The sequence below is a fragment of the Streptomyces sp. HPF1205 genome, from assembly GCF_020400825.1.
Classification (GTDB): Bacteria; Actinomycetota; Actinomycetes; order Streptomycetales; family Streptomycetaceae; genus Actinacidiphila.
Genome location: NZ_JAINVH010000042.1, coordinates 31,859 through 55,529, shown reverse-complemented (window position 1 = coordinate 55,529; position 23,671 = coordinate 31,859). Strand labels below are relative to the sequence as shown.

The window sequence follows — 23,671 nt, the reverse complement described above, 5'->3', positions numbered from 1 at the left end:
CCAGGGGCCGTCAGTATTGCGCGCAAGGCGAGAATTCGCCCTTCTCCGCGGGGCGTCCACCGCATTCGTGCAGGGTAACGGGTGGGTGCTGCAATAGACTGCCCGCCACGGTCGGCTTGAACCCATCGGTGTTATTCACGCGACGTTTACGCGACCGCCTCGCCACGGGAATGTGCCGCCGGAACATGCACGTGTCAGCCACTACTGCAAGCCTAGCGTGCCGCCCCGGTCCGCCGCGGCGTTATGGATCATTTCGGGTGGGCATCCTTGGATGAGGACGTGTGCGAGGAGGGATGGGATGGGGGAGAAGGTCGTCGCCAGCGGGTTCGGCCCGTCCGACCGCCGTATGTACCGGCAGAAGCTGCAGCAGTGCCTGCTGGGGCTGGAGCGACTGCTGGACGAGCGGCGATTCGACCGCCCGCGCAATCTCATGGGTCTGGAGATCGAGCTGAATCTCGCGGATTCAAATGGTCTGCCCCGGATGATGAACGAAGAGGTGCTGGAGCGCATCGCGAGCCGTGATTTCCAGACCGAGCTCGCTCAGTTCAACATTGAAGTGAATATAGCCCCGCACCGGCTGTCCGGCCGCGTACTGGACCGGCTCGCCGAGGAACTGCGGACCGGCCTGGGGTATGCCGACCGCAGGGCCGCCGAAGTGGGCGCGCACATCATCATGGTCGGAATTCTGCCCACCCTGGAGGCGCAGGACCTGGTGTCGGCGAACCTCTCGCGCGCCGACCGGTACACCCTGCTCAACGAGCGGATCCTCGCCATGCGCGGCGAGGACATCGCCCTGGACATCGAGGGCGTCGAGCACCTCGTCTACACCTCGCAGTCCATCGCCCCCGAGGCGGCCTGCACCTCGATGCAAATGCACCTGCAGGTCACCCCCGGGCGTTTCGCGGCCGTGTGGAACGCCGCGCAGGTGCTGGCCGGACCGCAGATCGCCGTCGGCGCCAATTCGCCGTTCCTGTTCGGCCGGGAATTGTGGCGCGAGACCCGCCCGCTGCTGTTCCAGCAGGCCACCGACACCCGCCCGCAGGAGTTGCGGGCCCAGGGCGTCCGGCCGCTGGCCTGGTTCGGCGAGCGCTGGATCGACTCCGCGGCCGACCTGTTCGCCGAGAACGTCCGCTACTACCCCTCGCTGCTGCCGATCTGCGACGACGAGGACCCGCTGAAGGTGCTGGACGACGGGGGGATACCGCGGCTGCGCGAACTGACCCTGCACAACGGCACGATCTACCGCTGGAACCGGCCGGTGTACGAGGTGGTGGACGGCGTCCCGCACCTGCGGGTGGAGAACCGGGTGATGCCGGCCGGGCCCACCGTCGCCGACGTCCTCGCCAATGCCGCCTTCTACTACGGGCTGGTGCGCGCCCTCGCCCAGGCGCCCCGCCCGGTCTGGCACCGCCTCCCCTTCGGCGCGGCCGCCGCCAACTTCGACACCGCCTGCCGGGACGGCATCAACGCCGTGCTGCACTGGCCGCGCGGCCGCGGCGCGGCCCTCGCGGAGGTGCCGGCCGCCGACCTGGTGCGCGAGGAACTGCTGCCGCTCGCGGCCGCGGGCCTGGACGCCTGGGGCGTCGAGCCGGCCGACCGCGACCTGTACCTGGGCATCGTCGAGGAGCGCTGCCGCCGCCGGCGCAACGGCGCGGAATGGCAGGCCGCCGTCTTCCACGACACCCTCGGGCGCGGCAGCGACCGCAGGTCCGCGCTGGCCGCCATGACGCGGCGTTACCGCGAGCACATGCGCGACGGCGCCCCGGTCCACACCTGGCCGTTGAACTGACCCCCGGCGTCGCCCGACCCGGCCGCGCCCGGGGGTGGCACCGGGGCGCCGCGCACGATCTTCGTATCTTTTACGGAGGACCCCTCGTGCGCGCCCGGCGCCGACGCGGGACGACGCAACCGGAGGACCGCGTGCAGACAGAGCCGTACGAGGTGGAGGCGCCGCTGGAGACGCGCACCCTGCGCAGCGAGACCCTCGTCGTCCTCGCGCTGTCGCTGGGTGCCAGCGGGGTCTCGGCGGTCATCAGCTTCATCGGCTCGGTGACGCGGCCCGGCGCGCTGAAGAACCAGGCGGCCACGCTCGTCGGCTCCTACGCGCCCCACCGGCCCTGGCTGGACCTGGCCTGGCAGCTCTTCTACATCGCCACGGCGCTGGCGCCGGTCGCGCTCGTGGCGCACCTGCTGGCGCGCGAGAGGGTGGGGATGGGCGCCCTCGGCTTCGACCTCACCGCTCCCCGCCGCGACCTGGCCCGGGGCGCGGCGGTCGCGGCCGTCATCGGCGGCACGGGGCTCGCCTTCTACCTCGGCGTACGGGCGGCGGGCTTCAACCTCACCGTCGTACCCGAGTCGCTGCCGGACGTGTGGTGGAAGATCCCGGTACTGATCGCCTCGGCCGTGCAGAACGCGGTGCTGGAAGAGGTGATCGTCCTCGGCTACCTGCTGCGCCGGCTGGACCAGCTCGGCTGGTCGGCCAACGCCGCCCTGGCCGCGAGCGCCGTGGTGCGCGGCTCGTACCACCTCTACCAGGGACTCGGCGGCTTCTTCGGCAACATGGCGATGGGGGTGGTCTTCGTGCTGCTCTACCGGCGCTGGGGGCGGGTCGGCCCGATGGTGGCCGCGCACGCGCTCATCGACACGGTGGCGTTCGTGGGATACGCGCTGCTGGCCGGGAAGGTCGGGTGGCTGCCCACGGGCTGACCCCCGGCCCGGCCGCGCGGCCCCCATGGCACCCGGCTCGCGCGGTGCCTTACGGAACCGCGTGCAGCTCGCCGTCCACGACGGTCACCGCCGACCCCGTCAGCAGCACCCGGTCACCGCTGAGCCGGGTGGCGACCGACCCCGTACGGGCGGAGACCTGCAGGCCGGTGAGTGCCTCGCGGCCCAGCCGGTCCGACCAGAACGGCGCCAGCGCGGTGTGGGCGCTGCCGGTCACCGGGTCCTCGTCGACGCCGACGCCGGGGAAGAAGCCGCGCGAGACGAAGTCGTACGCTCCGCCGGGGTCGGCCGCCGCGGTGGCGATCACCCCGCGGTGCGAGACCCGGGCCAGGGCGGCGAAGTCCGGCGCGAGGCCGCGTACCGTGCCTTCGTCGGCGACCTCCACCAGCAGGTCGCCGAGGTCGGGCCCGGTGTCCAGGACGGTGACCGGCTCGGCGCCGAGCGCGGCGGCCAGGCCCTCGGGCACCGGCGCCGGGCTCAGCGGCGCGCGGGGGAAGTCCAGGGTGATCGTGCCGTCGCCGGACGCCGTCGCCGACAGCACCCCGGCTTCCTTCGTGCGGAACCTGATCGTGCCCCGCGCCGCCCCCGTGGTGCGCAGCACGTGCGCGGTCGCCAGCGTGGCGTGCCCGCACAGCCGCACCTCGGTGGCCGGGGTGAACCAGCGCAGCGCCCAGTCGGCGTCCTCGGCACCGGTGAGCCGGTGGGCGAACGCGGTCTCGGACAGGTTCATCTCGGCGGCCACCCGCTGCATCCAGGAGTCGGCCGGGAACGCGCCGGAATCGAGCAGAAGCACACCGGCGGGGTTGCCCGCGAAGGGCCGGTCGGTGAAGGCGTCGACGATACGGATCCGCATGCGGTGAGCGTAGGTGATGACCGGGCCCTGGAGGAGGGCGCGGGCGGGCCGTCGCCGCCCGCGCCGGGGTGGCGACCGCGCGATGGGGACGTTTCCCCACCGCGAGTCCGCGTGCGCCCGCTCCGGCCGGTCCCGCGGCCGGGCGTGCGCGGCCGGCTCCGCGGTCGGGCGTGCCGCCCGCCGGGCACGGACGGACGTACGGGGAATACCGTATTGCCCGCTCGGCCCCCCGCTTGGTCCCGTGGGAGTGGAGACGAGGAGGCGAGCACCATGACCGCAGCCGAGGTCGACCAGGACAAGGTCATGCAGTTCCTGGAGCAGGTCATCACCGACGGGGCCGCCGCGATCGCCGGATTGTGCACCTCGCTCGGCGACCGGCTCGGGATCTACGCGGCGATGGCCGGCGCGGGACCGCTGTCCTCGGCGGACCTGGCGGCCAGGACCGGGCTGGACGAGCGGTACGTCCGCGAGTGGCTGGCCGCCCAGGTGGCGAACGGGTACGTCACGCACCATCCGGACGGCGACCGCTACGAGTTGGGCGACGAGCACGCCGCCGTCCTGTCCGACCCGAACGCGCCGACGTACGCCGCGGGCATGTTCACCATGCTGCAGGCGCTGTACGGCAGCGAGAACGCGCTGATGGACGCCTTCCGCACCGGCACCGGGGTCGGCTGGGGCGAGCACGGCCCGGCGCTGTTCGAGGGCACCGCGAAGTTCTTCCGCCCCGGTTACGCGGCCTCGCTCGTCCCGGAATGGCTGGCGTCGATCGAGGGGATGACCGAGAAGCTGGAGCGGGGCGCGAAGGTGGCCGACATCGGCTGCGGCTACGGCTACTCGACGCTGCTGATGGCCGAGGCCTTCCCCCGGTCGGTGTTCCACGGCTTCGACTTCCACCGGCCCTCGATCGAGGCAGCCCGCGGCATCGCCGCGGAGCAAGGGGTCAGCGACCGGGTGGAGTTCGACGTGGCGACCGCTCAGGACTTCCCCGGCGAGGGCTTCGACCTCGTCACGTTCTTCGACTGCCTGCACGACATGAGCGATCCGGGCGGCGCGCTGGCCAGGACCGAGCACGCGCTGGCCGAGGGCGGCACCTGCATGCTGGTCGAGCCGAACGTCTCGGCGGACGTCGAGGCGAACGCCAACCCGGTCGGCCGCGGCCTGACCGCCGCGTCCGTCGCGGTCTGCCTGCCCGCCGCCCTCGCCGAGCCGGGGCCCGAGGCGCTGGGCAACCACGCGGGCGAGGACGCGATGCGGAAGATCGCCGACCGCGCCGGTTTCCACCACTGGACGCTGGCCGCCGAGAGCCCCGTCAACCGGGTGTACGCGCTCGCCCGCTGACGGAGGCGGCGGGCGCAGGATTCGGCTGACCCTGGGGGACCGTCACCGCCGCCCGGCTCCGGAGGGCCCCCGGCCCGGGCGGCGGCACGGTTCTGCGTACGGCGGGCGGCGTAGGGCGGGCGGCGGCGCGGTTCGTACGGCGGGCGGCGGCGCGGCGGGAGGGTGCGGACAAGGCACTCGGCGGAAAAGGCCCTCGGCGGGAAGGGCCCTCGGCGGGAACAGTGTCCGGGGGCCGCGGTGACCGCTCACCCGGCGCCGGAGGCCGCCAGCCAGGCGTTGGCCGCCTCCACCCTGCCTTTGACGTGGAGCTTGGGGTAGGCGTGCTCCAGATGCTTGTCGACCGTACGAGGGCTGATGGCCAGGCGGTGGGCGATCTGGTCGTTGGACAGGCCGTCCGCGAGCAGGCCCAGGACGGCGGCCTCGCGCCGGGTGAGCGCTCCGAGGACGGCCGGAGCGGACGGGGGCAGGGCCCGTGCCGGGCGGGCCAGCCGGCCCAGGGCGTGGCCCAGCCGGCCCCGGAGCATCGCGGCGGTCTCCACGTCGGCGTCGGGGAAGTCGCCCGAGGCGCGGTTGACGCACACGCAGACCCGCCGGTCCTTCCCCGTCGGCCGGCCGGCGGGGAAGGACATCGCCAACTGGTGCTCGGCGCCCAGCGGCCGGTACACCTCCCCGTACACGGCAAGCGCCTTGAACTCGCGGCGGCTTTGCAGGTCGGAGCGGCGGACCGGGGTGCCGGGCCCGGCGCTGGTGTGCCGGACCAGCGGGTCCTGCCCGGCGCCCCGCGCGAAGGCCGCGAGACGGTCGCGGTCCACGAGTCCGGCCGGCAGCGTCAGGGGACCGGCCGGTCCCGGGCGGGCGGTCCACGCGATGCTGTCGCCCGGCAGCGCCCGCAGCAGCAGCGGAAGCAGCGCCGGTACGAGCGAGTCCTCGTCGACGGCGTCGATCAGCAGGTCGAAGACGGCGAGCACTCGCCGCAGCGCCGCCTGCGCGGCCGTGGTCATGCCTCCAGCGTGGTCCGGCGCGCGGCGGGCGGTCAAGGGACCCAATGGCACCGAACGGCATATACCACTGCATGCCGCGACATGCGGCCATCTGCCGGAACGCCCCGCCGCCCGCGGTCGCGCCGGCCCCGCCGGAGCCGTCCGCCGCCGGTGGTCGGCGAAGCGGCGGGTGCGACCGCGGGCGGTGTCGGTACGCCCTTGTCACGCGACTGCCTCCGATATATCGTCGAAGTGTCGCGAAAGGTCAACGATGGAAGGAGCGACATCATGCGTTCCCCAGGTTTCGGACATCAGGGACACTGCGGCCCCGGCCACCACGGGTGGGGCGACTACGAACGGCTGCGAGCAGCCTTCGGGGCGTTCGGACCGCCGTGGGCGGGCGGGCCCTGGGGGCCCGGCGGCCGCGGCCGGGGCGGACCCGGCGGCCGGGCCCGGCGCGGCGACGTGCGCGCGTCGATCCTGGCGCTGCTCAAGGACCGCCCGATGCACGGTTACGAGATGATCCAGGAAATCGCCGACCGCAGCGGCGGCGCGTGGCGCCCGAGCCCCGGCTCGGTCTACCCCACGCTCCAGCTGCTGGAGGACGAGGGGCTGATCAGCAGCGCCAGCGAGGGCGGCAAAAAGCTCTTCACCCTCACCGAGGCCGGACGCGCCGAGGCCGAGGCGGGCCCCGAGGCCCCCTGGCAGGACGCCGGCCGGGGCGTCGACTGGGACGCCCTCAACGAGATCAGGAAGGCGGGCGGCGGTCTGGCCGAGGCGTTCCGCCAGGTCTGGGCGACCGGCACCCCCGAACAGCGCGACAAGGCGCTGGCGGTGGTCAACGAAGCCCGCAAGAAGCTCTACCTGATCCTCGCGGACGAGGACACGCCGGGCGGCGGCAAGGGCGCGAACTGACCGGACCCGGCCGGTCCGCCCGCGGTCGAGCGCGCGGTGCCGCGGCCACCGGTGCCCGCGCGAGCCGCGGGCGGACCGGTCACACCCCGGTCGACCCGCGGACGATCAGACGGGTGGGGACGATGCGGGGCTCGGCCGGCCGCTTCGGCCCGGCCGGGCCCGCGTCGAGCATCTCGCGCAGCGCCGCTACCGCCGCCTCGCCCAGCGCGCGCTGGTCCTGCGCCACCGTGGTCAGCGCCGGCCGCACCAGCGCCGCCGCGTCTATGTCGTCGAAGCCCACCACCGCCAGGTCGCGCGGCACCGCCAGGCCCGCGTCGGCCGCCGCGTGCAGCGCGCCGATCGCCATCTGGTCGCCGGCCGCGAAGATCGCGGTCGGCGGTCGCCGCAGCGCCAGCAGTTCCCGGGCCGCGCGCTCGCCGCTGTCCATGAAGAAGTCGCCCCGCGCCACGTACTCCTCGGGCAGCCTCAGGCCGAGCCTCTCGCAGGCCCGGCGGAAACCGGCCAGCCGCTCGAAGGCCGGCGGCAGGTGCGGCGGCCCGGTGATCGTGGCGATCCTGCGGTGGCCCAGCGCGTGCAGGTGCTCCACCGCGGCCTGCGCGCCCGCCGCGTTGTCCGAGCTGACCCGGACCGTACGGGGCCCGGTGAAGGCCGTGTCGATGCCCGCGCACGGCACCTCGGAGTCCGCAAGCGAGCGCAGGCAGCGGTCGTCGGACGGCATGGTCAGCACTATCACGCCCTCCAGGTTGTGCCGCCGCACCGCCCGCAGGTAGGCGCTGTCGGGATCCTCCTCGCCCGGCGTGGTCAGCACCATCAAGTGGTAGTCGGCCTCCGACAGCGCGGTGCGCACCGCGCTGAGCATGCCGAGCAGGAAGGGGTTGTGCAGGCCGCGCGACTCCTGACGGCTGTCCCAGATCAGGCCGATCGTGTCGGACCGCCGCCTGACCAGGGTGCGGGCCGGCTCGTTCGGGGCGTATCCCAACTCGCTGGCCAGTCGCCTGATGCGGGCCCGGGTGGCCTCGCTGACCTCGGCCCGGCCGTTGAGCGCACGTGACACGGTGGCGGTCGAGACGCCGCTGCGGCGGGCGAGTTCACGGATGTTCACTGGCGACCTGTTCTTCGCGAGCGGATACGGAACGGGCGGACGTGGCACAAAGCGTGCCGCACCAACGCCGCGTGCGTACAGTCTTGACGATCAGTGACGGCAAGGAGAGACTTCCCGCCGATCGGAAACGCTTACGGCAGCCGGTCCCCGCGCGGGACCCCGACCGGGACGGGAGTCCCCCGATGCCTGCGAACGTACGACGATTCATCAGACGCCCCGCGAGCCGCCCCGGCCGGCGCGACCTGCCGCTCAAGGGCCTGCTCGCCTTCGCCGTTGCGGCCGCCTGCGTGGCGGCCGTGGCCGCGGTCCCCGCCCAGGCGGGGGACAACCCCACGTACACCAACCCCAACGCCCCGCTGGACCTGCGCGTCCACGACCTGCTGAAGCGGATGACCCTCGCGGAGAAGATCGGTCAGATGGACCAGATCTCCGTGGTGCGGATGCAGGGCGACTGCCAGTGGAGCGGCGGCGACTTCACGCCCTCGTGCATGAAGACGGTGCTGGAGGACAACGCGGCCGGGTCGATCCTGTCCGGCGGCGGGGCGGGCCCGGCGGTCAACACGCCCGCGAACTGGGCGACCATGGTCAACACCGTGCAGAAGTACGCCGTGGAGCACTCCCGGCTGCACATACCCGTGCTCTACGGTGTGGACGCCGTCCACGGCCACAACAACGTGCTCGGCGCCACGATCTTCCCGCAGGAGATCGGCCTGGGCGCCACCTGGGACCCGGCGGTGGCCGGCGACGTGGGCGCCTCCGCCGCCCGCGCGGTCGCCGCCACCGGCATCGACTGGAACTTCGCCCCCGTCGCCGACCCCTCCCGCGACCAGCGCTGGGGCCGCTACTACGAGACGTACGGCGAGGACCCGCTGCTCGCCGGCACCCTCGCCGCATCGGCCGTCAAGGGCATCCAGCACGCCGGCGGCGCCAAGAACGTCGCGGCCACCGTCAAGCACTTCGCCGGGTACTCCGAGCCGTCCAACGGCCACGACCGGGTCCCGGCGGACGTCTCCATGCGCTACCTCCAGGACACCCTGCTGCCCTCGTACAAGGCGGCCGTGCGGGCCGGGGCCGACACCGTCATGGTCAACTCCGGCGCGGTCAACGGGATCCCGGCGACCGCCTCCCACTACCTGCTGACCGACGTGCTGCGCCGGCAGTGGGGCTTCCAGGGCGTGGTGGTCAGCGACTGGCAGGACGTGCGCGCGCTGCAGACCTCGTACCACATCGCCGCCGACTACCCCGAGGCCATCGCCAAGGCCGTCAACGCCGGTCTGGACATGGCCATGGAGCCGTACGACGCGCAGGGGTGGAGCGACGGGCTCAAGGCCGCCGTCGACCGCGGCCTGGTCTCCGTCAAGCGCATCGACCAGTCCGTGGAGCGCATCCTGCGGCTGAAGTTCGAACTCGGCCTGTTCGAACACCCCTACGTGGACGCCTCCAAGGCCGACGCCGCGGTGCTCGGCGCCGACACCTCGGTGGCGCGCAGGGCCGCCGACGAGTCCCAGGTGCTGCTGCGCAACGACGGGGGCGTGCTGCCGGTCCCGTCGTCCGCCAAGAAGATCGTCGTCGCCGGCTCCTACGCGGACGACCTCAACGACCAGGCCGGCGGCTGGACGATCGGCTGGCAGGGGGTGCCCGACGGGGTGAAGATCCCCGGTACCACCGTGCTGCAGGGCATCAAGGAGGCGGCGCCCGCGGGGACCCAGGTCGTGCAGGCCAAAACCGCCGACGACGCCGTCGCACAGGCGAAGGACGCCGACCTCACGGTCGTGGTGGTCGGCGAGAAGGCCGCGGCCGAGGGCGCCGCGGACTCCCCGCGGCCCGAACTGTCCGCCGACCAGCAGGCGCTGGTGAAATCGCTGAAGGCCACCGGGAAGCCCGTGGTCACCGTGGTGATCGCCGGGCGGCCCCTGGTGCTCGGCGACGCCGACGGAACCCAGGGCCTGCTGATGTCCTGGCTGCCCGGCGCCGAGGGCGGACACGCCGTCGCCGACGTCCTGTTCGGCAAGGTCAACCCCAGCGGCAGGCTGAGCGTCTCCTGGCCCAAGGACATCGGCGACGAGCCCATGTACTACCAGCAGCTGCCGGGCACCAACAGCGGCCCGGAGTCCTCCTACGCCGCCGACTACCCCTTCGGCGCGGGCCTGTCGTACACCGACTACGCCGTCGACTCCGTTGCCGCGGGTTCGGCCACGGCGGGCACGCACAGCACCATCGACCTCAAGGTGACCGTGTCCGACACCGGTTCCAGGGACGGCGACATGGTCGTGCCCGTCTACGTGTCCCGGCCCAGCTCCGACGTGCTGGCGCCGCCCACCAAGCTCGTCGCCTTCACCAGGGTGCACCTGGCGGCCGGGCAGTCCCGTACCGTCACGCTCAAGGTGCCGCCGAGCGTCCTCGCCGTCACCCCCGGCGACCTCGACGGGGCCGGCAGGCAGCAGGTGGAGACCGGCGACTACGTGTTCAAGGCGGGCGACCGGACCACGACGGTGACCGTGCGCTGAACCTTCGGACCTTCGCGGCTCCTGGCAGCCCAGGACCGCACGCCGGGCCGCGGACGGTGGACAGCCGTCCGCGGCCCGGCGCGTTCGCGCGGGGGCGGCCGGGGGTGGTACGGCTGGGGCGGTGCGGCGGTGCGGCCGGCGTGAAGCAGCGAGGTGCCGAGGTGCCGAGGGCGTGAGGGCGCGAAGGCGCGGTTCGGGAGGCGGAGAGAAATGCACGCACACGGAGGTACGCGGTCCGGCGACGCGGTTCCCGGCGACGAGGAACTGCTGGCGCGGCTGCGGGCCGCGCCCGTGCTGGCCGGGCCGCTGCCGGAGTTCGACCCGGCGGCGGCACCGGACAGCCCGGGCCCGCTGTTCGCGGCATGGCTCACCGACGCCCTGGAAGCGGGTGTGCCCGAGCCGCAGACCATGACGCTCAGTACGGCGGACGCGGACGGCGAGCCCAGCGCCCGGGTGCTCATCCTGCGCGGCATCGACAGCGCCGACTGCGCCTTCGTCTTCGCCTCCGACGCCCGCGCCCGCAAGGGCCGCGACCTGGCGGCCAACGCACGCGCCGCGCTGACCTGGTACTGGCCCGCGCACGGCAGGCAGATCCGGATGGCAGGACCGGTGACGGCGCTGGGCGAGGACGCCGTCCGCCGGGACTTCCTCGGCCGCAGCGAGGCGGCCAGGGCGGCGGCCTTCACCGGCACCGTCAGCGAGCCCCTGACCGGAACACAGGAGTACGACCGCGCCTTCCGGGCCGCCCGCGCGCTGGTGGCCGCCGAGCCCGACCGGGTACCGGACACGCACACCGTCTACCGGCTGCGCGCGCGGGAGGCGGAGTTCTTCCAGGGACGCGCCGACCCCTTCCACACCCGGGTGCGGTACGTCCGCGAGGGCCGGGCCTGGACCCGGACGTTGCTGTGGCCATGACTCATCCCCGGGGAGGAGACGGGCGCGGTCCCGCCCTTCCCCGGGGGGAGGCGAACATGCCCCGCTCAGCCGATGCGCGGACCGGCCGCCGTCTGATGGGGTGGAGGCCGTGTACAGCAGCAGCCGACCGCCGCCCCACCCGGACGACCTGTCCGACCCGGCCCCCCTGCCCGATCCGAACCACCTGGCGGACGACCCGCGGCTCACGGTAGAGGTGCGCGCCGTGGCGGCGGACGCGCGGCGGCGCGCCACCCGCGACGGCGACCGGCAGGTCGACACCGCCCATCTGCTGCACTCGCTGCTGGAGCGCGATCCGGCGGCCCGCGAGGCGTGCGACGCCGGCACCGGCCGGATCGCCCGGGTGCTCGGCTACCTCGTCCAGCGCAGCATCGGCTACGGGCTGCGGTGGTCGGGGTCCGTGGAGGACTCGGGTTCGCTGCCCGCCGTGACGGGCGCCGCGCCCGGCTGGAGCCCCGCGGCGGCCGCAGCCGTGCGCGCCGCCATGGCCGGCGCCAGGCGGCACGGCCGTGCCCGGGCCGACGGCATCGACCTCCTGCACGCGCTCGCCGCCGACCCGAAGTGCCGGGCGGTGGAGGTACTGCGGGCCGCGGGCATCGAGCCGGCCCCGGGCGGCCCCGGGGATGTCAGCCGCTATCGGGGGTGACGGTACTGTCGCGGCTTGGCATCATGACCTGATGCGAACGAGCCGGGCACAGGAGCGGCCGGCCGGTGGCCGGGAACGGGCGGGCCTCGGGCTCGCCCTGGCGTCGGCGGTCGCCTTCGGCGGCTCAGGAGTCGTGGCCAAGCCGCTGATCGAGGCCGGTCCCGACCCGCTGTCCGTGGTGTGGATGCGGGTCACGGGCGCGGCGCTCGTCCTGCTGCCGGTGGCCCTGCGGCACCGCACACTTCCCAGGCTCCGGCCCGGCCTCGTCCTCGGCTTCGGACTGCTCGGCGTCGCCGGGTGCCAGGGGCTGTACTTCGCGGCCATCGCCCGCGTCCCCGTCGGCGTGGCCATCCTGGTGGAATACCTCGGGCCCGCACTGCTGCTGGGCTGGGTCAGGTTCGTGCAGCGCCGGCCGGTCAGCCCCGCCGCGGCCGCCGGCGTGGTGCTGGCCGTCACCGGCATGGCGAGCGTCGTCCAGATCTGGTCGGGGTCGGCCTTCGATCCGCTCGGGCTGCTCTTCGCCTTCGGCGCCGCCTGCTGCCAGGTCGCCTACTTCGTCCTCGCCGACCACGGCGCCCAGGAGGACGAGGCGCCCGATCCCGTCGCGGTCATCGCCCACGGTCTGCTGGTCGGCGCCGTCGTGCTCACCGCCCTCGCCAGGCCCTGGCGGATCCCCTGGCACACCGTGACCCACCAGGCGGCGCTCGGCGGCCGCGACGTGCCGGCGCCGCTCCTGGTCGGCTGGCTCGTCCTGGTCTGCACCGTCGTCGCCTACCTCACCGGTGTGGTCGCCGTCCGGCGGCTCACCCCGCAGGTCGCGGGCGTCGTCGCCTGCGTCGAGGCGGTGGTCGGCACCGTGCTCGCGTGGGTCCTGCTCGGCGAACACCTGGGCCTCGCCCAGATCCTGGGCGGACTGCTCGTGCTGGCCGGCGCGTTCGTGGCGCAGACCGCGTCCGCGTCCGCGTCCTCGTCGTCGGCGCCCAGGACGGTCGCGCGCTCCGCGGCGGAGGCACTGCCCGGTGCCGGGGGCATCGCGACGCCTGGCGGCGGCCCGGAGCCCGGGCCGCCGGGCCCCCGCCCGGCGGACAGCGGGGCAGCGGGAGCGGCCCCGTAGAAACCGCCGCGGTCCGGGCGGAACGAGCGCCCACGCGGGCGAGCGGCCACGGACGCGGGACCCAGGCGCTCGCGTACGGGCTGTACTTCGCCGGAGCGGCCGTGCTCAGGGCGACGACGGTCGCGGTCGTCGCCGTGACGGAGCCCGTGTCCGCCGGCGTCCTCGCCGTGACGCTGCTCGGCGAGCGGCTGACGGCGGGCGCGGTGGCCGGCGCGGTGGTGCTGCTCGCTTCCGTCGCCGCCCCGGCCTGGACGGAGGTGGGCCGGGGGCGCGGGCGGCCGACCCGCGCACCTACGGGCGCGGCCGGGGCAGATAGTCCGGCAGCGGTACGGAAGGGTCGAGGTCGTCGGCCGGAACCGGGTCGCCGTAGGCCCTCGTGACCGGGACGACCCCGGACCAGTGGGGGAGGGCGAGGTCCTCCGGCTCGTCGTTGGGACCGCCGGTGCGCGCCTTGGCGGACACCTCCCGCAGGTCGAGCCGGACGACCGCGGTCTTCGCCAGTTCCTTGGCGTTCGCCCGGCGCGAGTCGGCGGACCGGCCGGGCACCGCCTGCTCCACGATCGCGTCGAGGGCCCGCGCCCGCTCCTCGGGGTCGGTGACCTGGTACGCGATGCCGTGGACGACGACCGAGCGGTAGTTCACGGAGTGGTGGAAGGCGGACTTGGCCAGCACCAGCCCGTCGACATGGGTCACGGTCAGGCAGACCGGCAGCCCCTCGCCGGCGCCGGCGCCGCGCAGCGGCCTGGACCCCGTCGAGCCGTGCACGTACAGCCGCTCCCCGGACCGCGCGTAGAGCGTCGGCAGGACGACCGGCGCCCCGTCGCGCACGAATCCCAGGTGGCAGACGTACCCCTCGTCGAGGACGGCGTGCACGAGTTCGCGGTCGTACGAGGCGCGTTCGCGGGCGCGGGTCGGGACGGTGCGGTCCGTGGACGGGTAGGCGGGCGGATCGGCGGCGGGCGACACGGCAGCCATGTGACACGTCCTTTGAACTAGTGCATAATCGGTTTTGTGCTAGGAGAGTATCGGATCGTTGGTCGGGGCGCATCGGCAATTGCGGCCGGCGTCGAAGCGGCGGTGGGCGCGGGCGCCCTGCGGCCGGGCGACGCCCTGCCGCCCCTGCGGGAGCTGGCCCGCGACCTGGACGTCAACCCCAACACCGTGGCCGCCGCCTACCGGCTGCTGCGCGACCGCGGGGTGATCGAGACCGCGGGCCGCCGGGGCAGCCGGGTGCGCTCGCGGCCGGCCACCACGCCCCGCGACGAGATCCGCATCGAGGTGCCGCCCGGCGTGCGCGACCTGTCCGCCGGCAACCCCGACACCGCGCTGCTGCCCTCGCTGACCGCCGCCCTCGCCGACGCCGCCGCCCATCACGAGCGCTCGCCAGGCCTGTACGGACAGCCGCCGGTGGACCCGGAGTTGAGCCGGCTGGCCCGCGCCGCACTGGACGCCGACGGTGTGCCGGCCGGTCCGGTCGGCATCACCTCCGGTTCCCTCGACGCCATCGAACGGGTGCTGGCCGCCCATCTGCGACCGGGTGACGCGGTCGCCGTGGAGGACCCGGGCTGGGGCAGCGTGCTCGACCTGGTCCCCGCCATGGGGCTGCGCGCGGTGCCGGTCGCCGTGGACGACGAGGGCCCGCGCCCCTCGGAGGTCGCCCGCGCGCTGGCCGGGGGCGCCCGCGCCCTGGTCGTCACCGATCGCGGACAGAACCCCACCGGCGCGGCGCTGTCCGCCGTCCGCGCCCGGGAACTGCGGGACCTGCTCGCCGCGCACCCCCAAGTCCTGGTCATCGACGACGACCACGTCCACGGCCTGGTGGAGCAGCCCCTGCACTGCCTGTCGGCGGCCACCGAGAAATGGGCGCTCGTCCGCTCGGTCGCCAAGGCGTACGGCCCCGACCTCAGGCTCGCCCTCTACACCGGCGACCCCGTCACCGTCGACCGGGTCCGCGGCCGCCACCGGCTCGGCGCCGGCTGGGTCAGCCACCTGCTGCAGCGCACCCTCGTCCACTTGTGGACCCAGGGCGCGGTGGACCCGGCCGCCACCGCCCGTGCCTACGGCGAGCGCCGTGAGGCGCTCATCCGCGCCCTCGCCGAGCACGGCGTACCCGCTCACGGCCGCAGTGGCATGAACGTCTGGGTGCCGGTCGGCGACGAGACCGGAGCGGTGGCGGGGCTGCTGCAGCACGGCTGGGCGGTGGCGCCCGGCGCCCGGTTCCGGGTCCGCTCGGCGCCGGGGATCCGCATCACGGTCTCCCCGCTCACCCGGGCCGACATCCCCCGGCTGGCCGAAGCGGTCGCGGACGTCCTCCGGCCGGCCCGCGCCGGGCGGTTCGGCTGAACCGTCACATGGCGCTTCTCGGCCGCCGCTGGGTCAGTGCCGCGCCGACCAGGATGACCACCGCGCCCACCGGTTCGTTCCAGCTCAGGGACTCGCCCAGCAGCAGAACACCGGCCGCGGTGGCCACGATCGGTATGAGATAGGTGACCATCGCCCCGATCGTCGGCCCCTTCTCCGCGACCAGGCCGTACTGGATCAGGAAGGCGACGCCCGTGCCCAGGGCGCCCAGGGCGAGCACCGACAGGACGGACTTCGCCGGGAACGTGGTCGGCATCGAGGTGAAGAACGGGGTGACCAGCAGCAGTTGCAGGGTGCCCAGCGACAACTGGCCCGTCGACATGGCCAGGTTGGAACTGCCGCTGCCGGACAGGGTGCGGCGGACGTACGCCCAGCCGACGGCGTAACTGAGTGCCGCCGTCAGCGCCATGGCCGTGCCCTTCGGGTCCTCTCCCGAGAAGCCCTGCCAGGCGCCCAGCACCGTCAGCACACCGATGAAGCCGATGCCGACGCCCGCGATCCGCTGCCGCGACGGCCGGTCCTCCGACAGCGCGATCACCGAGACCAGCATCGAGAACAGCGGTGTGGCGGCGTTGCATATCCCGGCGAGCATCGAGGGGATCGTCTGCTCGGCGGTCGCGAAGAGCGTGAACGGCAGCGAGTTCAGCAGGAAGGCCGCGACCATCAGATGCAGCCAGGTGCGTCGGCTCCTGGGCAGCCGCTCGCGCTTGACCGCGACCGCGGTGGCCAGGACCGCGGTGCCGAACACCATGCGGCCGAGGGTGACCTGCAGGGGCGCGAACGCCTCGTTCCCCACCTTCATGAACAGGAAGCTGAAGCCCCACACCAGGCCGAGAGCGGCGAAGCGGATCCGCCAGTCCACGATCCGCAGCACCGCGGAGGACACGGACGCGGCGGCGGGAGCCGCGGGCGCGACCGGCTCGGCCGCGACGGCCGCGACGGGCACGGCCGGGACGGGCACGGCCGGGACGGCCGGTTCGACCGGGGTGGCCGGACCGGCTGCCGCCGCCGGTTCGGCCGGCCCGGCGGGGACGGATGGGACCGCGGCGCGGTCGCGGCTCTCGGCTGGGGCGCTCATGCCCTCTACAGTGGACCGCGCCGACCTCGTAGAACAAGCGAGATTTAGTACACGGACGACGTAGAATCGCTTACATGTTGAGTCTGGAGCGCCTGCGCATCCTGCACGCCATCGACACCTACGGCTCGGTGAGCGCGGCGGCGGACGTGCTGAGCGTCACCACGTCCGCGGTCTCGCAGCAGATGGCCAAGCTGGAGCGGGAGACCGGGCAGCCGCTGCTGGTCAGGAACGGCCGCGGGGTGCGACTGACCGACGCGGGCCGGCTGCTGTCCGGGCACGCGGAACGGATACTGTCCCTGGTCGAGGTCGCCCACGCCGACCTGGAGGCACACCGCGGGGCCGCCGTCGGCGAACTGCGGGCGGCGGCCTTCCCCACGGCGGTCCGCGGCCTGTTCCCCGCCGCGCTGCACGAGCTGCGCGAGGGCCATCCCGGCCTGCGCACGGTCGTCCACGAGCTGGAGCCCGGCGAGTCGCTGGCCCGGCTGGCCCGGGGCGACATCGACCTGGCCGTGGTCCTCGACTGGTACAACAAACCGCTCTCCCTGCCCGGCGGCCTGGCCAAAATGGCCCTCTTCGACGACGTGGTGGACATCGCGCTGCCCGCGGGCCACCGCCTGGAGGGCCGGCCCGAGGTCGAGCTGGACGAACTCGCCGACGAGGACTGGATCACCTGGCCCGACGGCGGCTTCTGCCACGAGTGGCTGATGTTCACGCTGCGCGGCAAGGGCATCGAACCGCGGATCGCGCACCACGCCGAGGAGCACGCCACCGTCCTCGCGCTCGTCGGCGCGGGCCTCGGCGTCGCCGTCATGCCGCGACTGGGCCGCGACCCCATGCCGGCCGGCGTGCGCATCACCCCCGTCCGCGACACCATGCGCCGCCACGTCTACGCCGTGTGGCGCGAGGACGCGGACCGCCGCCCGGCCATCCGCGTCGCCGTGGAGGCCCTGCGGCGGTCCGCGGCCCGGGCCGCCGGGCCCGCGCCCGTCACGCCAGCGTGATCTCGCTCCCCGAGACCTTGACCGGCTTCGAGGGCAGCGGCGAGACCGCGGGTCCGGCGGCCACGCTCCCGTCGGCCACGTGGAACCTGCTGCCGTGGCAGGGACAGTTGATGGTGCCGCCCGAGACGTCGGAAACCGTGCAGCCCTGGTGCGTGCAGACCGCCGAGAACCCCTGGAACCGTCCCGCCGTCGGCTGCGTGACCACGACCTTCTGATCGGCGAAGACCTTGCCGCCGCCGACCGGGATCTCCGAGGTCTTCGCCAGAGCCGGCCCGCCGCCGGACCCGGACGCGGACGCGGACCCGGACCCGGACGCCGACCCGGGCGTGGCGCCGGCGCCGCTGTCCGGGGTCGAGCCGCTTGCGTCGCCGTTCCCGCTCGTGTCGCCGCTCCCGCCGGCGGCGCTCGGGCTGCCGGCGGGCGCCTTGGTGCCGCCGGCGGACGCGCCGGACGAGCCGGAGGAGTCGTCGCCGGAGCCGCCGCAGGCGGTGAGGACCGCGGCCAGCCCAGCACCTCCGGCCGCGGCGACCACGCTGCGGCGGGTGTGGGGGAAGGAGAATCCGGATTTTTCGGTCATGAACCGCATCCTGTCCGCTCTGGTGGGCGGGTGGCGGCGACACACCGCCACCCGCCCACCGGTTTTACGAGTCACGCTTCATACGGCGGCGCGCGGCGGAATGTTCAAGGCCTGGCGCAGGAAATCGAGCTGGTGCCTCAGCAGCCCCTCGACCACCACCTCGTCGGAGGGCGCGTGCGTGGTGCTCGACAGCGGAAGCACCTGGTGCGGACGGTGCGCGGCCAGCAGCGCGGCCGACATCCGCAGCGTGTGCGCGGCCACCACGTTGTCGTCGGCCAGTCCGTGCACGAGCAGGAGCGGCCGCCGCAGGGCGGCGGCCTCACCTATGGGCGAGGAGCGGTCGTAGCCCTCGGGGTTCTCGTCCGGCAGGCCGAGGAAGCGCTCCCGCCAGTGCGTGTCGTACAGCCGCTGGTCACTGGGCGCGGCCCCGCTGATCGCGGCATGGAAGACGTCCGGGCGGCGCAGCACCGCGATGGCCGCCAGGGTGCCGCCGTACGACCAGCCGCGGATGGCCACCCGGTCGAGATCCAGGTCGGGGCAGTGCCCGGCGGCGGCTCGCAGGGCGGTCACCTGGTCCTCCAGCGGGGCGCCGAGTGTGTCGCCGAACACGGTCTTCTCCCAGGCGGGACCACGTCCCGGCGTGCCCCGGCCGTCGGCGATCACCACGGCGAAGCCCTCGTCGGCGTACCACTGGGCCTCGGCGAACCACCAGTGGCGCGCCCGCGTCACCAACTGCATCGCGGGACCGCCGTAGGGCGCCATGAGCACCGGCAGCCGGGCGCCGCCGGGCTCGTACCAGGAGGGCAGCACCAGCGCGGTGCGGATGCCCTGTTCGCCCGCGCGCAGCCAGGTCAGCCGCGGCTCCGGTGGCACGGCCGCCAGGCAGGACAGGCTCCGCTCCGGCCCCTGCTCCGAACGCAGCCGGAACCGCCGTCCGGCCTCCGTGTGCGAGGCCAGCAGCAGCGTGCCGCCCGCCCGCAGCCCCGTGTGCACGCCCGGCTCCCGGGTCAGCCGCACCGGGCCGGTCGCCGGATCGTACGACCACAGGTGCTCCTCGGTGGGCTCGTCGCTCGCGACGAACAGCACCGACTCCCCGGACACGCCGACCACTTCGCGGATCTGCAGCCCCTCGGGCGTGACCGGCTCGCCGCCGACGGTCAAGTGCCGGGTGCCTTCCGCGTCGGCGGTGTGCACCACCGAGCCCGAGGCCGTCCTGGCCGGGGTGCCGGGGATCAGCTCCACCCACGCCGCGTCGCGCTGCTCGTGCAGCACGGTCGTGCGCCCGGTCGCCGGGTCCGCGCCGAGGACGCGAAGGGTGCGCTGGTCACGGCTCTGGACACCGAGCAGCGGGCCGTGCCTGTCCCAGCCGGCCGCGGTCAGGTACTCGAAGGCGACCCGGTCCCAGACGACCTCGGTGCGCGAGCCGTCCAGGGCGAGCACGTGGAGCGAGACGTCGGCGTTGGGGGTGCCCGCCGCCGGGTAGGCCACCTGGCGCGGCGCCCGGTCCGGGTGGGCCTGGTCGCTGATCCACCACCGCTGCACGTGGGCGTTGTCCACCCGGGCGACCAGCAGCCGCTCGCCGTCCGGCGCCCACCAGTGACCGCGCGGGCGGTGCATCTCCTCGGCGGCGACGTGCTCCGCGAGCCCGTACGTCACGTCCTCGCCCTCCGGCGCGGCCAGGCACCGGCCGCTCCCGCCCGCCAGGTCCACCACGTGCAGCGCGCCGTCCGCCACATAGGCCACGCGCCGGCCGGTGGGGTCGATCCGCGGGTCGACCACCGGGCCCGCGACCGGCACCTCGCGCGCCGCGCCTTCGCCCACGTCGAGCGCCCACAGGCCGCCGTCCAGCGCGAACACCGCCGTGCGCAGGGCCTCGTCCGCGGCATAGGCGACGATGCCGGTGCCGCGCTCGCGCGCCCGCTCGCGCCGTACCAGCTCCTCCTGGGGCACCTCGACGTCGCCGGCGGCCAGAGCGAGGGGGTCGGCCAGCAGGCGTTCGCCGTCGTCGTCCCGCAGCCACAGGCAGCCGGTGCGGTCCTCGGGGCCGCGGCTGCGCAGGAAGAGAACGGTGCGGCCGTCGCCGGACAGGGTGAACGCGCGCGGCACGCCCAGGGTGAAGCGGTGGGTGCGCGCGACCTGCGCGGGATACGAGGCGGCCGGGACGGGGGTTGGGGTCGGCGGGGCTGTCGGGATCATGTCCATGCGGGCAGTCTCCACCCGTCCGGTGAGTGTCTTCATCCGCATTAACCTGGGGGGATGCTGAGAGAAGTGACGGGCATCCGGTACGTGACACCGTTGCGCGAGGGCGGGTCGGTGCCCGGAGTCGTCGAGGCGGACGACCTCGGCACCTATGTGGTCAAGTTCGTCGGCGCGGCGCAGGGCCGCAAGGCACTGGTGGCCGAGGTGATCGCGGGCGAGCTCGGCCGGCGGCTGGGCCTTCGGGTGCCCGAGCTGGTGCGGTTCGACTTCGATCCCGTCATCGGTCTGGGCGAACCCGACCAGGAGATCCAGGACCTGCTCAAGGCGAGCGGCGGACTCAACCTGGGGATGGACTTCCTGCCCGGCGCCCTGGGGTTCGACCCGCTGGTGTTCCCGGTGGAGCCCGGGCCCGCGGGCCGCGTGGTGTGGTTCGACGCCCTGATCGGCAACGTCGACCGGTCCTGGCGCAACCCCAACATGCTGGTGTGGCACCGGAACGTCTGGCTGATCGACCACGGCGCCTCGCTGATCTGGCACCACAACTGGAAGTCGGCCGCCGCGTCCTCGGCCAAGCCCTACGACGCCTCCGACCACGCGCTGGCCCGCTTCTCGCCCGATCCGGCGGCCGCCGCGGCCGAGTTGGCACCCCTGGTCACCGACGAGCTGCTGGCCGAGGTCACCGCCCTGGTGCCCGACGAGTGGCTGGCCGGCGAGCCCGGCTTCGCGACCGCCGACGACGTGCGCCGCGCGTACCGGGAACTGCTGGCCGCCAGGGCCGCGGACATCCACGAGCGGATCCGGACCGCGCCCAAGCGGGAGGAGAGGCAGCCGCCGCCGCCATGGCTGCGCACCTGGGTCGAGGGGAAGAACGCGAAATGAGCGGCCGGGACGTCTTCGAGTACGCGCTGGTGCGCGTGGTGCCGCGGATCGAGCGCGGCGAGATGGTGAACGCCGGGGTGCTGGTGTACTGCCGGCCGCGGGGCTACGTGGGCGCGCGCATCCATCTCGACGAGGCCCGGCTGCGCTGCCTCGACCCGGACGTGGACGTGGCCGGGGTGCGCGCGGCCCTGCGCGGCTACGAGTGCGTCTGCGCGGGCGGCGACGTCGCCGGGCCGGCCGCGGCGGACGACGCCGGCCGCCGGTTCCGCTGGCTGACCGCGCCGCGCAGCACCATCGTGCAGCCCGGCCCCATCCACACCGGGCTGACCGCCGACCCCGACAAGGAGGCCGACCGGCTGCTGGACCTGCTGGTGCGCTGAACCCGGCGCGGGCGGGCGGCCGCCCGTCCGCGGCAATGGCGGCGTGCGTACGCGGCGTGATCCGTGCGCCGGGCCACACGGGCCGTGGTGACGTTGACACACGGTCACGGCGCTCCTACGGTTTCGGCTACGGGACCTACTAAGCGGTCGCTCATGCGCTGGCGGCATGCGCGGCCGCACCACAGGTTGAGGAGAGACACAGATGTCCACCACCGAGCAGCGCGTCGCGATCGTCACGGGCGCCGCCCGCGGCATCGGCGCCGCCACCGCCGTCCGGCTGGCCGCGGAAGGCCGCGCCGTCGCCGTACTCGACCTCGACGAAGGCGCCTGCAAGGACACCGTCGAGACCATCACCGCGGCCGGCGGCAGGGCCGTCGCGGTGGGCGCCGACGTGTCCGACGAGGCGCAGGTCGAGGCCGCCGTCGCCAGGGTCGCCGAGGAGCTGGGCGCGCCCACCGTCCTGGTCAACAACGCGGGCGTGCTCCGCGACAACCTGCTGTTCAAGATGTCCGCCGCCGACTGGGACACCGTGATGGCGGTGCACCTGCGCGGCGCCTTCCTGATGACCCGCGCGGTGCAGAAGTACATGGTCGACGCCAAGTTCGGCCGGGTGGTCAACCTCTCCTCGTCCTCCGCGCTCGGCAACCGCGGCCAGGTCAACTACTCGGCGGCCAAGGCGGGCATGCAGGGCTTCACCAAGACCCTCGCCATCGAGCTGGGCAAGTTCGGCGTGACCGCCAACGCGGTCGCCCCCGGCTTCATCGCCACCGACATGACCGCCGCCACCGCGGCCCGAGTCGGCATGGGATTCGAGGAGTTCCAGGCCGCCGCGGCGACCCAGATCCCCGTCCAGCGGGTCGGCAGGCCCGAGGACGTCGCGAACGCGATCGCCTTCTTCACCGGCGACGACGCCGGCTTCGTCTCCGGCCAGGTGCTGTACGTGGCCGGCGGCCCGCTCGACTGACCGCCCGGAGGTCCCGAAGCAATGACGAACCAACCCACCGACAGCGGCCGCGTCGCCCTGGTCACGGGCGCGAGCCGCGGCATCGGCTACGGCATCGCGCAGGCCCTCGTGGCGCGCGGCGACCGTGTCTGCATCACCGGCCGCAACGAGGACGCCCTCAAGCAGGCCGTTGACAGGCTCGAATCCGCGGCTCCCGGCGCCGAAGGCGGCGCCCGCGCCATCGGCGTCGCCGGCAAGGCCCACGACGAGGAACACCAGGCGGTCGCCGTAGCCCGCGCCATGGAGGAGTTCGGCCGGATCGACTACCTGGTCAACAACGCCGGCACCAACCCCGTCTACGGACTGCTCGCCGACGTCGACCTCGCCGTGGTCCGCAAGGTCTACGAGACCAACGTCGTCTCCGCGCTCGGCTTCGCCCAGCGGACCTGGAAGGCGTGGCAGAAGGAGAACGGGGGCGCGATCGTCAACATCGCGTCCATAGCTGGGCTCGCGCCCTCCCCGTTCATCGGCGCCTACGGCATGAGCAAGGCCGCCATGACCAACCTCACCGTGCAACTGGCCGCCGAGATGGCGCCGGGCGTGCGCGTCAACTCCATCTCGCCGGCCGTGGTCAAGACCAAGTTCGCGGCCGCGCTGTACGAAGGACGCGAGGAGGAGGCGGCGGCCGGCTACCCCCTCGGGCGCCTCGGGGTGCCCGAGGACATCGGGGGCGCCGCCGCCTTCCTGCTGTCCGACCAGGCCGGCTGGATCACCGGCCAGAACCTCGTCATCGACGGCGGACTCTTCCTGCGCGCCGGGTCGCACTGAATTCAGGCCGGGGCGCACCGCGGGTGCGCCCCGGCCCCCGCCCCGCCCTCCCGGGCGCTCGCCCTCGCTCGCGATCCAAGGCGCACAGTCCCCGGCGCCGGCGCCCTCCCGGGCCGCCGGCACCGGGGACTTTCCGCGTCACGCAGTGGCACACGCGTTGTCGCACACCGGCCGGCGGGACGAGCTCCTGGCGGCCGCCGACCCGGACCTCGGCGTGGAGGCGAGGGCCCGGCCGGACGCCTCCTGAGGGGATTGTCGGTGCCGGGGGCTAAGTTCTTCACAGCAGTAACGGATCGCTTACCGGAGGTTCCTG

At 74.2% G+C, this 23,671-nt stretch carries 21 protein-coding genes and 1 pseudogene; 15 read left to right on the top strand and 7 right to left on the bottom strand.

Going from position 1 to position 23,671, the window contains the following annotated elements; translation table 11 throughout:
• Positions 1-298: 298 nt before the first annotated feature.
• A complete protein-coding gene (locus tag K7G61_RS31960) occupies positions 299-1,789 on the top strand; it encodes a glutamate-cysteine ligase family protein (protein ID WP_225850586.1) in 1,491 nt (496 codons plus the stop codon).
• Between the two features lie 131 nt (positions 1,790-1,920).
• A complete protein-coding gene (locus K7G61_RS31955) occupies positions 1,921-2,706 on the top strand; it encodes a CPBP family intramembrane glutamic endopeptidase (RefSeq protein WP_225850584.1) in 786 nt (261 codons plus the stop codon).
• Between the two features lie 49 nt (positions 2,707-2,755).
• On the opposite strand, the gene K7G61_RS31950 is transcribed toward K7G61_RS31955, so the two are convergent.
• Positions 2,756-3,577 carry a PhzF family phenazine biosynthesis protein gene (locus tag K7G61_RS31950; protein ID WP_225850583.1) on the bottom strand — a complete coding sequence of 274 codons (822 nt, stop codon included), beginning with the start codon at positions 3,575-3,577 and terminating at the stop codon, positions 2,756-2,758.
• A 270-nt stretch (positions 3,578-3,847) separates the two neighbouring features.
• On the opposite strand from K7G61_RS31950, the gene K7G61_RS31945 reads away from it, so the two are divergent.
• Complete coding sequence (locus K7G61_RS31945; RefSeq protein ID WP_225850582.1) at positions 3,848-4,915, top strand: methyltransferase domain-containing protein; 1,068 nt, start codon at positions 3,848-3,850, stop codon at positions 4,913-4,915.
• Between the two features lie 245 nt (positions 4,916-5,160).
• On the opposite strand, the gene K7G61_RS31940 is transcribed toward K7G61_RS31945, so the two are convergent.
• Positions 5,161-5,916 carry a helix-turn-helix transcriptional regulator gene (locus K7G61_RS31940; RefSeq protein WP_225850580.1) on the bottom strand — a complete coding sequence of 252 codons (756 nt, stop codon included), beginning with the start codon at positions 5,914-5,916 and terminating at the stop codon, positions 5,161-5,163.
• A gap of 267 nt (positions 5,917-6,183) precedes the next feature.
• Here K7G61_RS31940 and K7G61_RS31935 point away from each other — a divergent pair, with 267 nt between their 5' ends.
• A complete protein-coding gene (locus K7G61_RS31935) occupies positions 6,184-6,810 on the top strand; it encodes a PadR family transcriptional regulator (protein WP_225850579.1) in 627 nt (208 codons plus the stop codon).
• Positions 6,811-6,889: 79 nt separating this feature from the next.
• On the opposite strand, the gene K7G61_RS31930 is transcribed toward K7G61_RS31935, so the two are convergent.
• On the bottom strand, positions 6,890-7,912 hold the full coding sequence (locus K7G61_RS31930) for a LacI family DNA-binding transcriptional regulator (protein WP_225850577.1): 1,023 nt from the start codon (positions 7,910-7,912) through the stop codon (positions 6,890-6,892).
• A 182-nt stretch (positions 7,913-8,094) separates the two neighbouring features.
• On the opposite strand from K7G61_RS31930, the gene K7G61_RS31925 reads away from it, so the two are divergent.
• The 5 genes and pseudogenes from K7G61_RS31925 to K7G61_RS31905 all read left to right on the top strand — a co-directional run.
• On the top strand, positions 8,095-10,419 hold the full coding sequence (locus K7G61_RS31925; RefSeq protein WP_225850575.1) for a glycoside hydrolase family 3 N-terminal domain-containing protein: 2,325 nt from the start codon (positions 8,095-8,097) through the stop codon (positions 10,417-10,419).
• Positions 10,420-10,629: 210 nt separating this feature from the next.
• The gene (locus tag K7G61_RS31920; protein WP_225850574.1) at positions 10,630-11,334 is read left to right on the top strand and encodes a pyridoxal 5'-phosphate synthase; all 705 of its coding nucleotides are present in this window, start codon (positions 10,630-10,632) and stop codon (positions 11,332-11,334) included.
• 109 nt (positions 11,335-11,443) lie between these two features.
• A complete protein-coding gene (locus K7G61_RS31915) occupies positions 11,444-11,998 on the top strand; it encodes a Clp protease N-terminal domain-containing protein (protein WP_374204313.1) in 555 nt (184 codons plus the stop codon).
• A gap of 31 nt (positions 11,999-12,029) precedes the next feature.
• A complete protein-coding gene (locus K7G61_RS31910) occupies positions 12,030-13,112 on the top strand; it encodes a DMT family transporter (RefSeq protein WP_225850572.1) in 1,083 nt (360 codons plus the stop codon).
• 77 nt (positions 13,113-13,189) lie between these two features.
• Positions 13,190-13,492, top strand: a pseudogene (locus tag K7G61_RS31905) (EamA family transporter); the annotation flags it as partial.
• On the opposite strand, the gene K7G61_RS31900 reads toward K7G61_RS31905, so the two are convergent.
• Positions 13,404-14,087, bottom strand: a complete 684-nt coding sequence (locus tag K7G61_RS31900) for a pyridoxamine 5'-phosphate oxidase family protein (protein WP_225850570.1) — start codon at positions 14,085-14,087, stop codon at positions 13,404-13,406. The pseudogene K7G61_RS31905 and the gene K7G61_RS31900 sit on opposite strands and share 89 nt — an antisense overlap.
• A 36-nt stretch (positions 14,088-14,123) precedes the next feature.
• Here K7G61_RS31900 and K7G61_RS31895 point away from each other — a divergent pair, with 36 nt between their 5' ends.
• Positions 14,124-15,455: an aminotransferase class I/II-fold pyridoxal phosphate-dependent enzyme gene (locus K7G61_RS31895; protein ID WP_225850568.1), complete on the top strand. Its 1,332-nt coding sequence runs from the start codon at positions 14,124-14,126 to the stop codon at positions 15,453-15,455.
• Positions 15,456-15,459: 4 nt separating this feature from the next.
• Here K7G61_RS31895 and K7G61_RS31890 read toward each other — a convergent pair whose 3' ends face one another.
• On the bottom strand, positions 15,460-16,551 hold the full coding sequence (locus K7G61_RS31890; protein WP_225850567.1) for a DMT family transporter: 1,092 nt from the start codon (positions 16,549-16,551) through the stop codon (positions 15,460-15,462).
• Between the two features lie 74 nt (positions 16,552-16,625).
• On the opposite strand from K7G61_RS31890, the gene K7G61_RS31885 reads away from it, so the two are divergent.
• Complete coding sequence (locus K7G61_RS31885) at positions 16,626-17,552, top strand: LysR family transcriptional regulator (RefSeq protein WP_225850565.1); 927 nt, start codon at positions 16,626-16,628, stop codon at positions 17,550-17,552.
• Here the strand turns inward: K7G61_RS31885 and K7G61_RS31880 are convergent.
• Together K7G61_RS31880 and K7G61_RS31875 are read right to left on the bottom strand one after the other, a co-directional pair.
• Positions 17,539-18,129: a Rieske (2Fe-2S) protein gene (locus tag K7G61_RS31880; protein ID WP_225850564.1), complete on the bottom strand. Its 591-nt coding sequence runs from the start codon at positions 18,127-18,129 to the stop codon at positions 17,539-17,541. The two genes, K7G61_RS31885 and K7G61_RS31880, sit on opposite strands and share 14 nt — an antisense overlap.
• 78 nt (positions 18,130-18,207) lie before the next feature.
• Positions 18,208-20,331: a prolyl oligopeptidase family serine peptidase gene (locus K7G61_RS31875; RefSeq protein ID WP_225850610.1), complete on the bottom strand. Its 2,124-nt coding sequence runs from the start codon at positions 20,329-20,331 to the stop codon at positions 18,208-18,210.
• Positions 20,332-20,385: 54 nt separating this feature from the next.
• On the opposite strand from K7G61_RS31875, the gene K7G61_RS31870 reads away from it, so the two are divergent.
• The 4 genes from K7G61_RS31870 to K7G61_RS31855 all read left to right on the top strand — a co-directional run bounded on the left by K7G61_RS31870 (position 20,386) and on the right by K7G61_RS31855 (position 23,358).
• Entirely contained in the window at positions 20,386-21,207 is an 822-nt protein-coding gene (locus tag K7G61_RS31870) for a HipA family kinase (RefSeq protein WP_225850562.1), read from the top strand.
• On the top strand, positions 21,204-21,587 hold the full coding sequence (locus K7G61_RS31865) for a DUF3037 domain-containing protein (RefSeq protein WP_225850561.1): 384 nt from the start codon (positions 21,204-21,206) through the stop codon (positions 21,585-21,587). Before K7G61_RS31870 ends, K7G61_RS31865 begins: the two co-directional genes overlap by 4 nt.
• A 202-nt stretch (positions 21,588-21,789) precedes the next feature.
• Positions 21,790-22,551, top strand: coding sequence for a 3-oxoacyl-ACP reductase FabG (fabG, locus tag K7G61_RS31860; protein ID WP_225850559.1), 762 nt, complete (start codon positions 21,790-21,792; stop codon positions 22,549-22,551).
• Between the two features lie 21 nt (positions 22,552-22,572).
• Entirely contained in the window at positions 22,573-23,358 is a 786-nt protein-coding gene (locus tag K7G61_RS31855) for an SDR family oxidoreductase (RefSeq protein WP_225850558.1), read from the top strand.
• Positions 23,359-23,671: the final 313 nt, after the last annotated feature.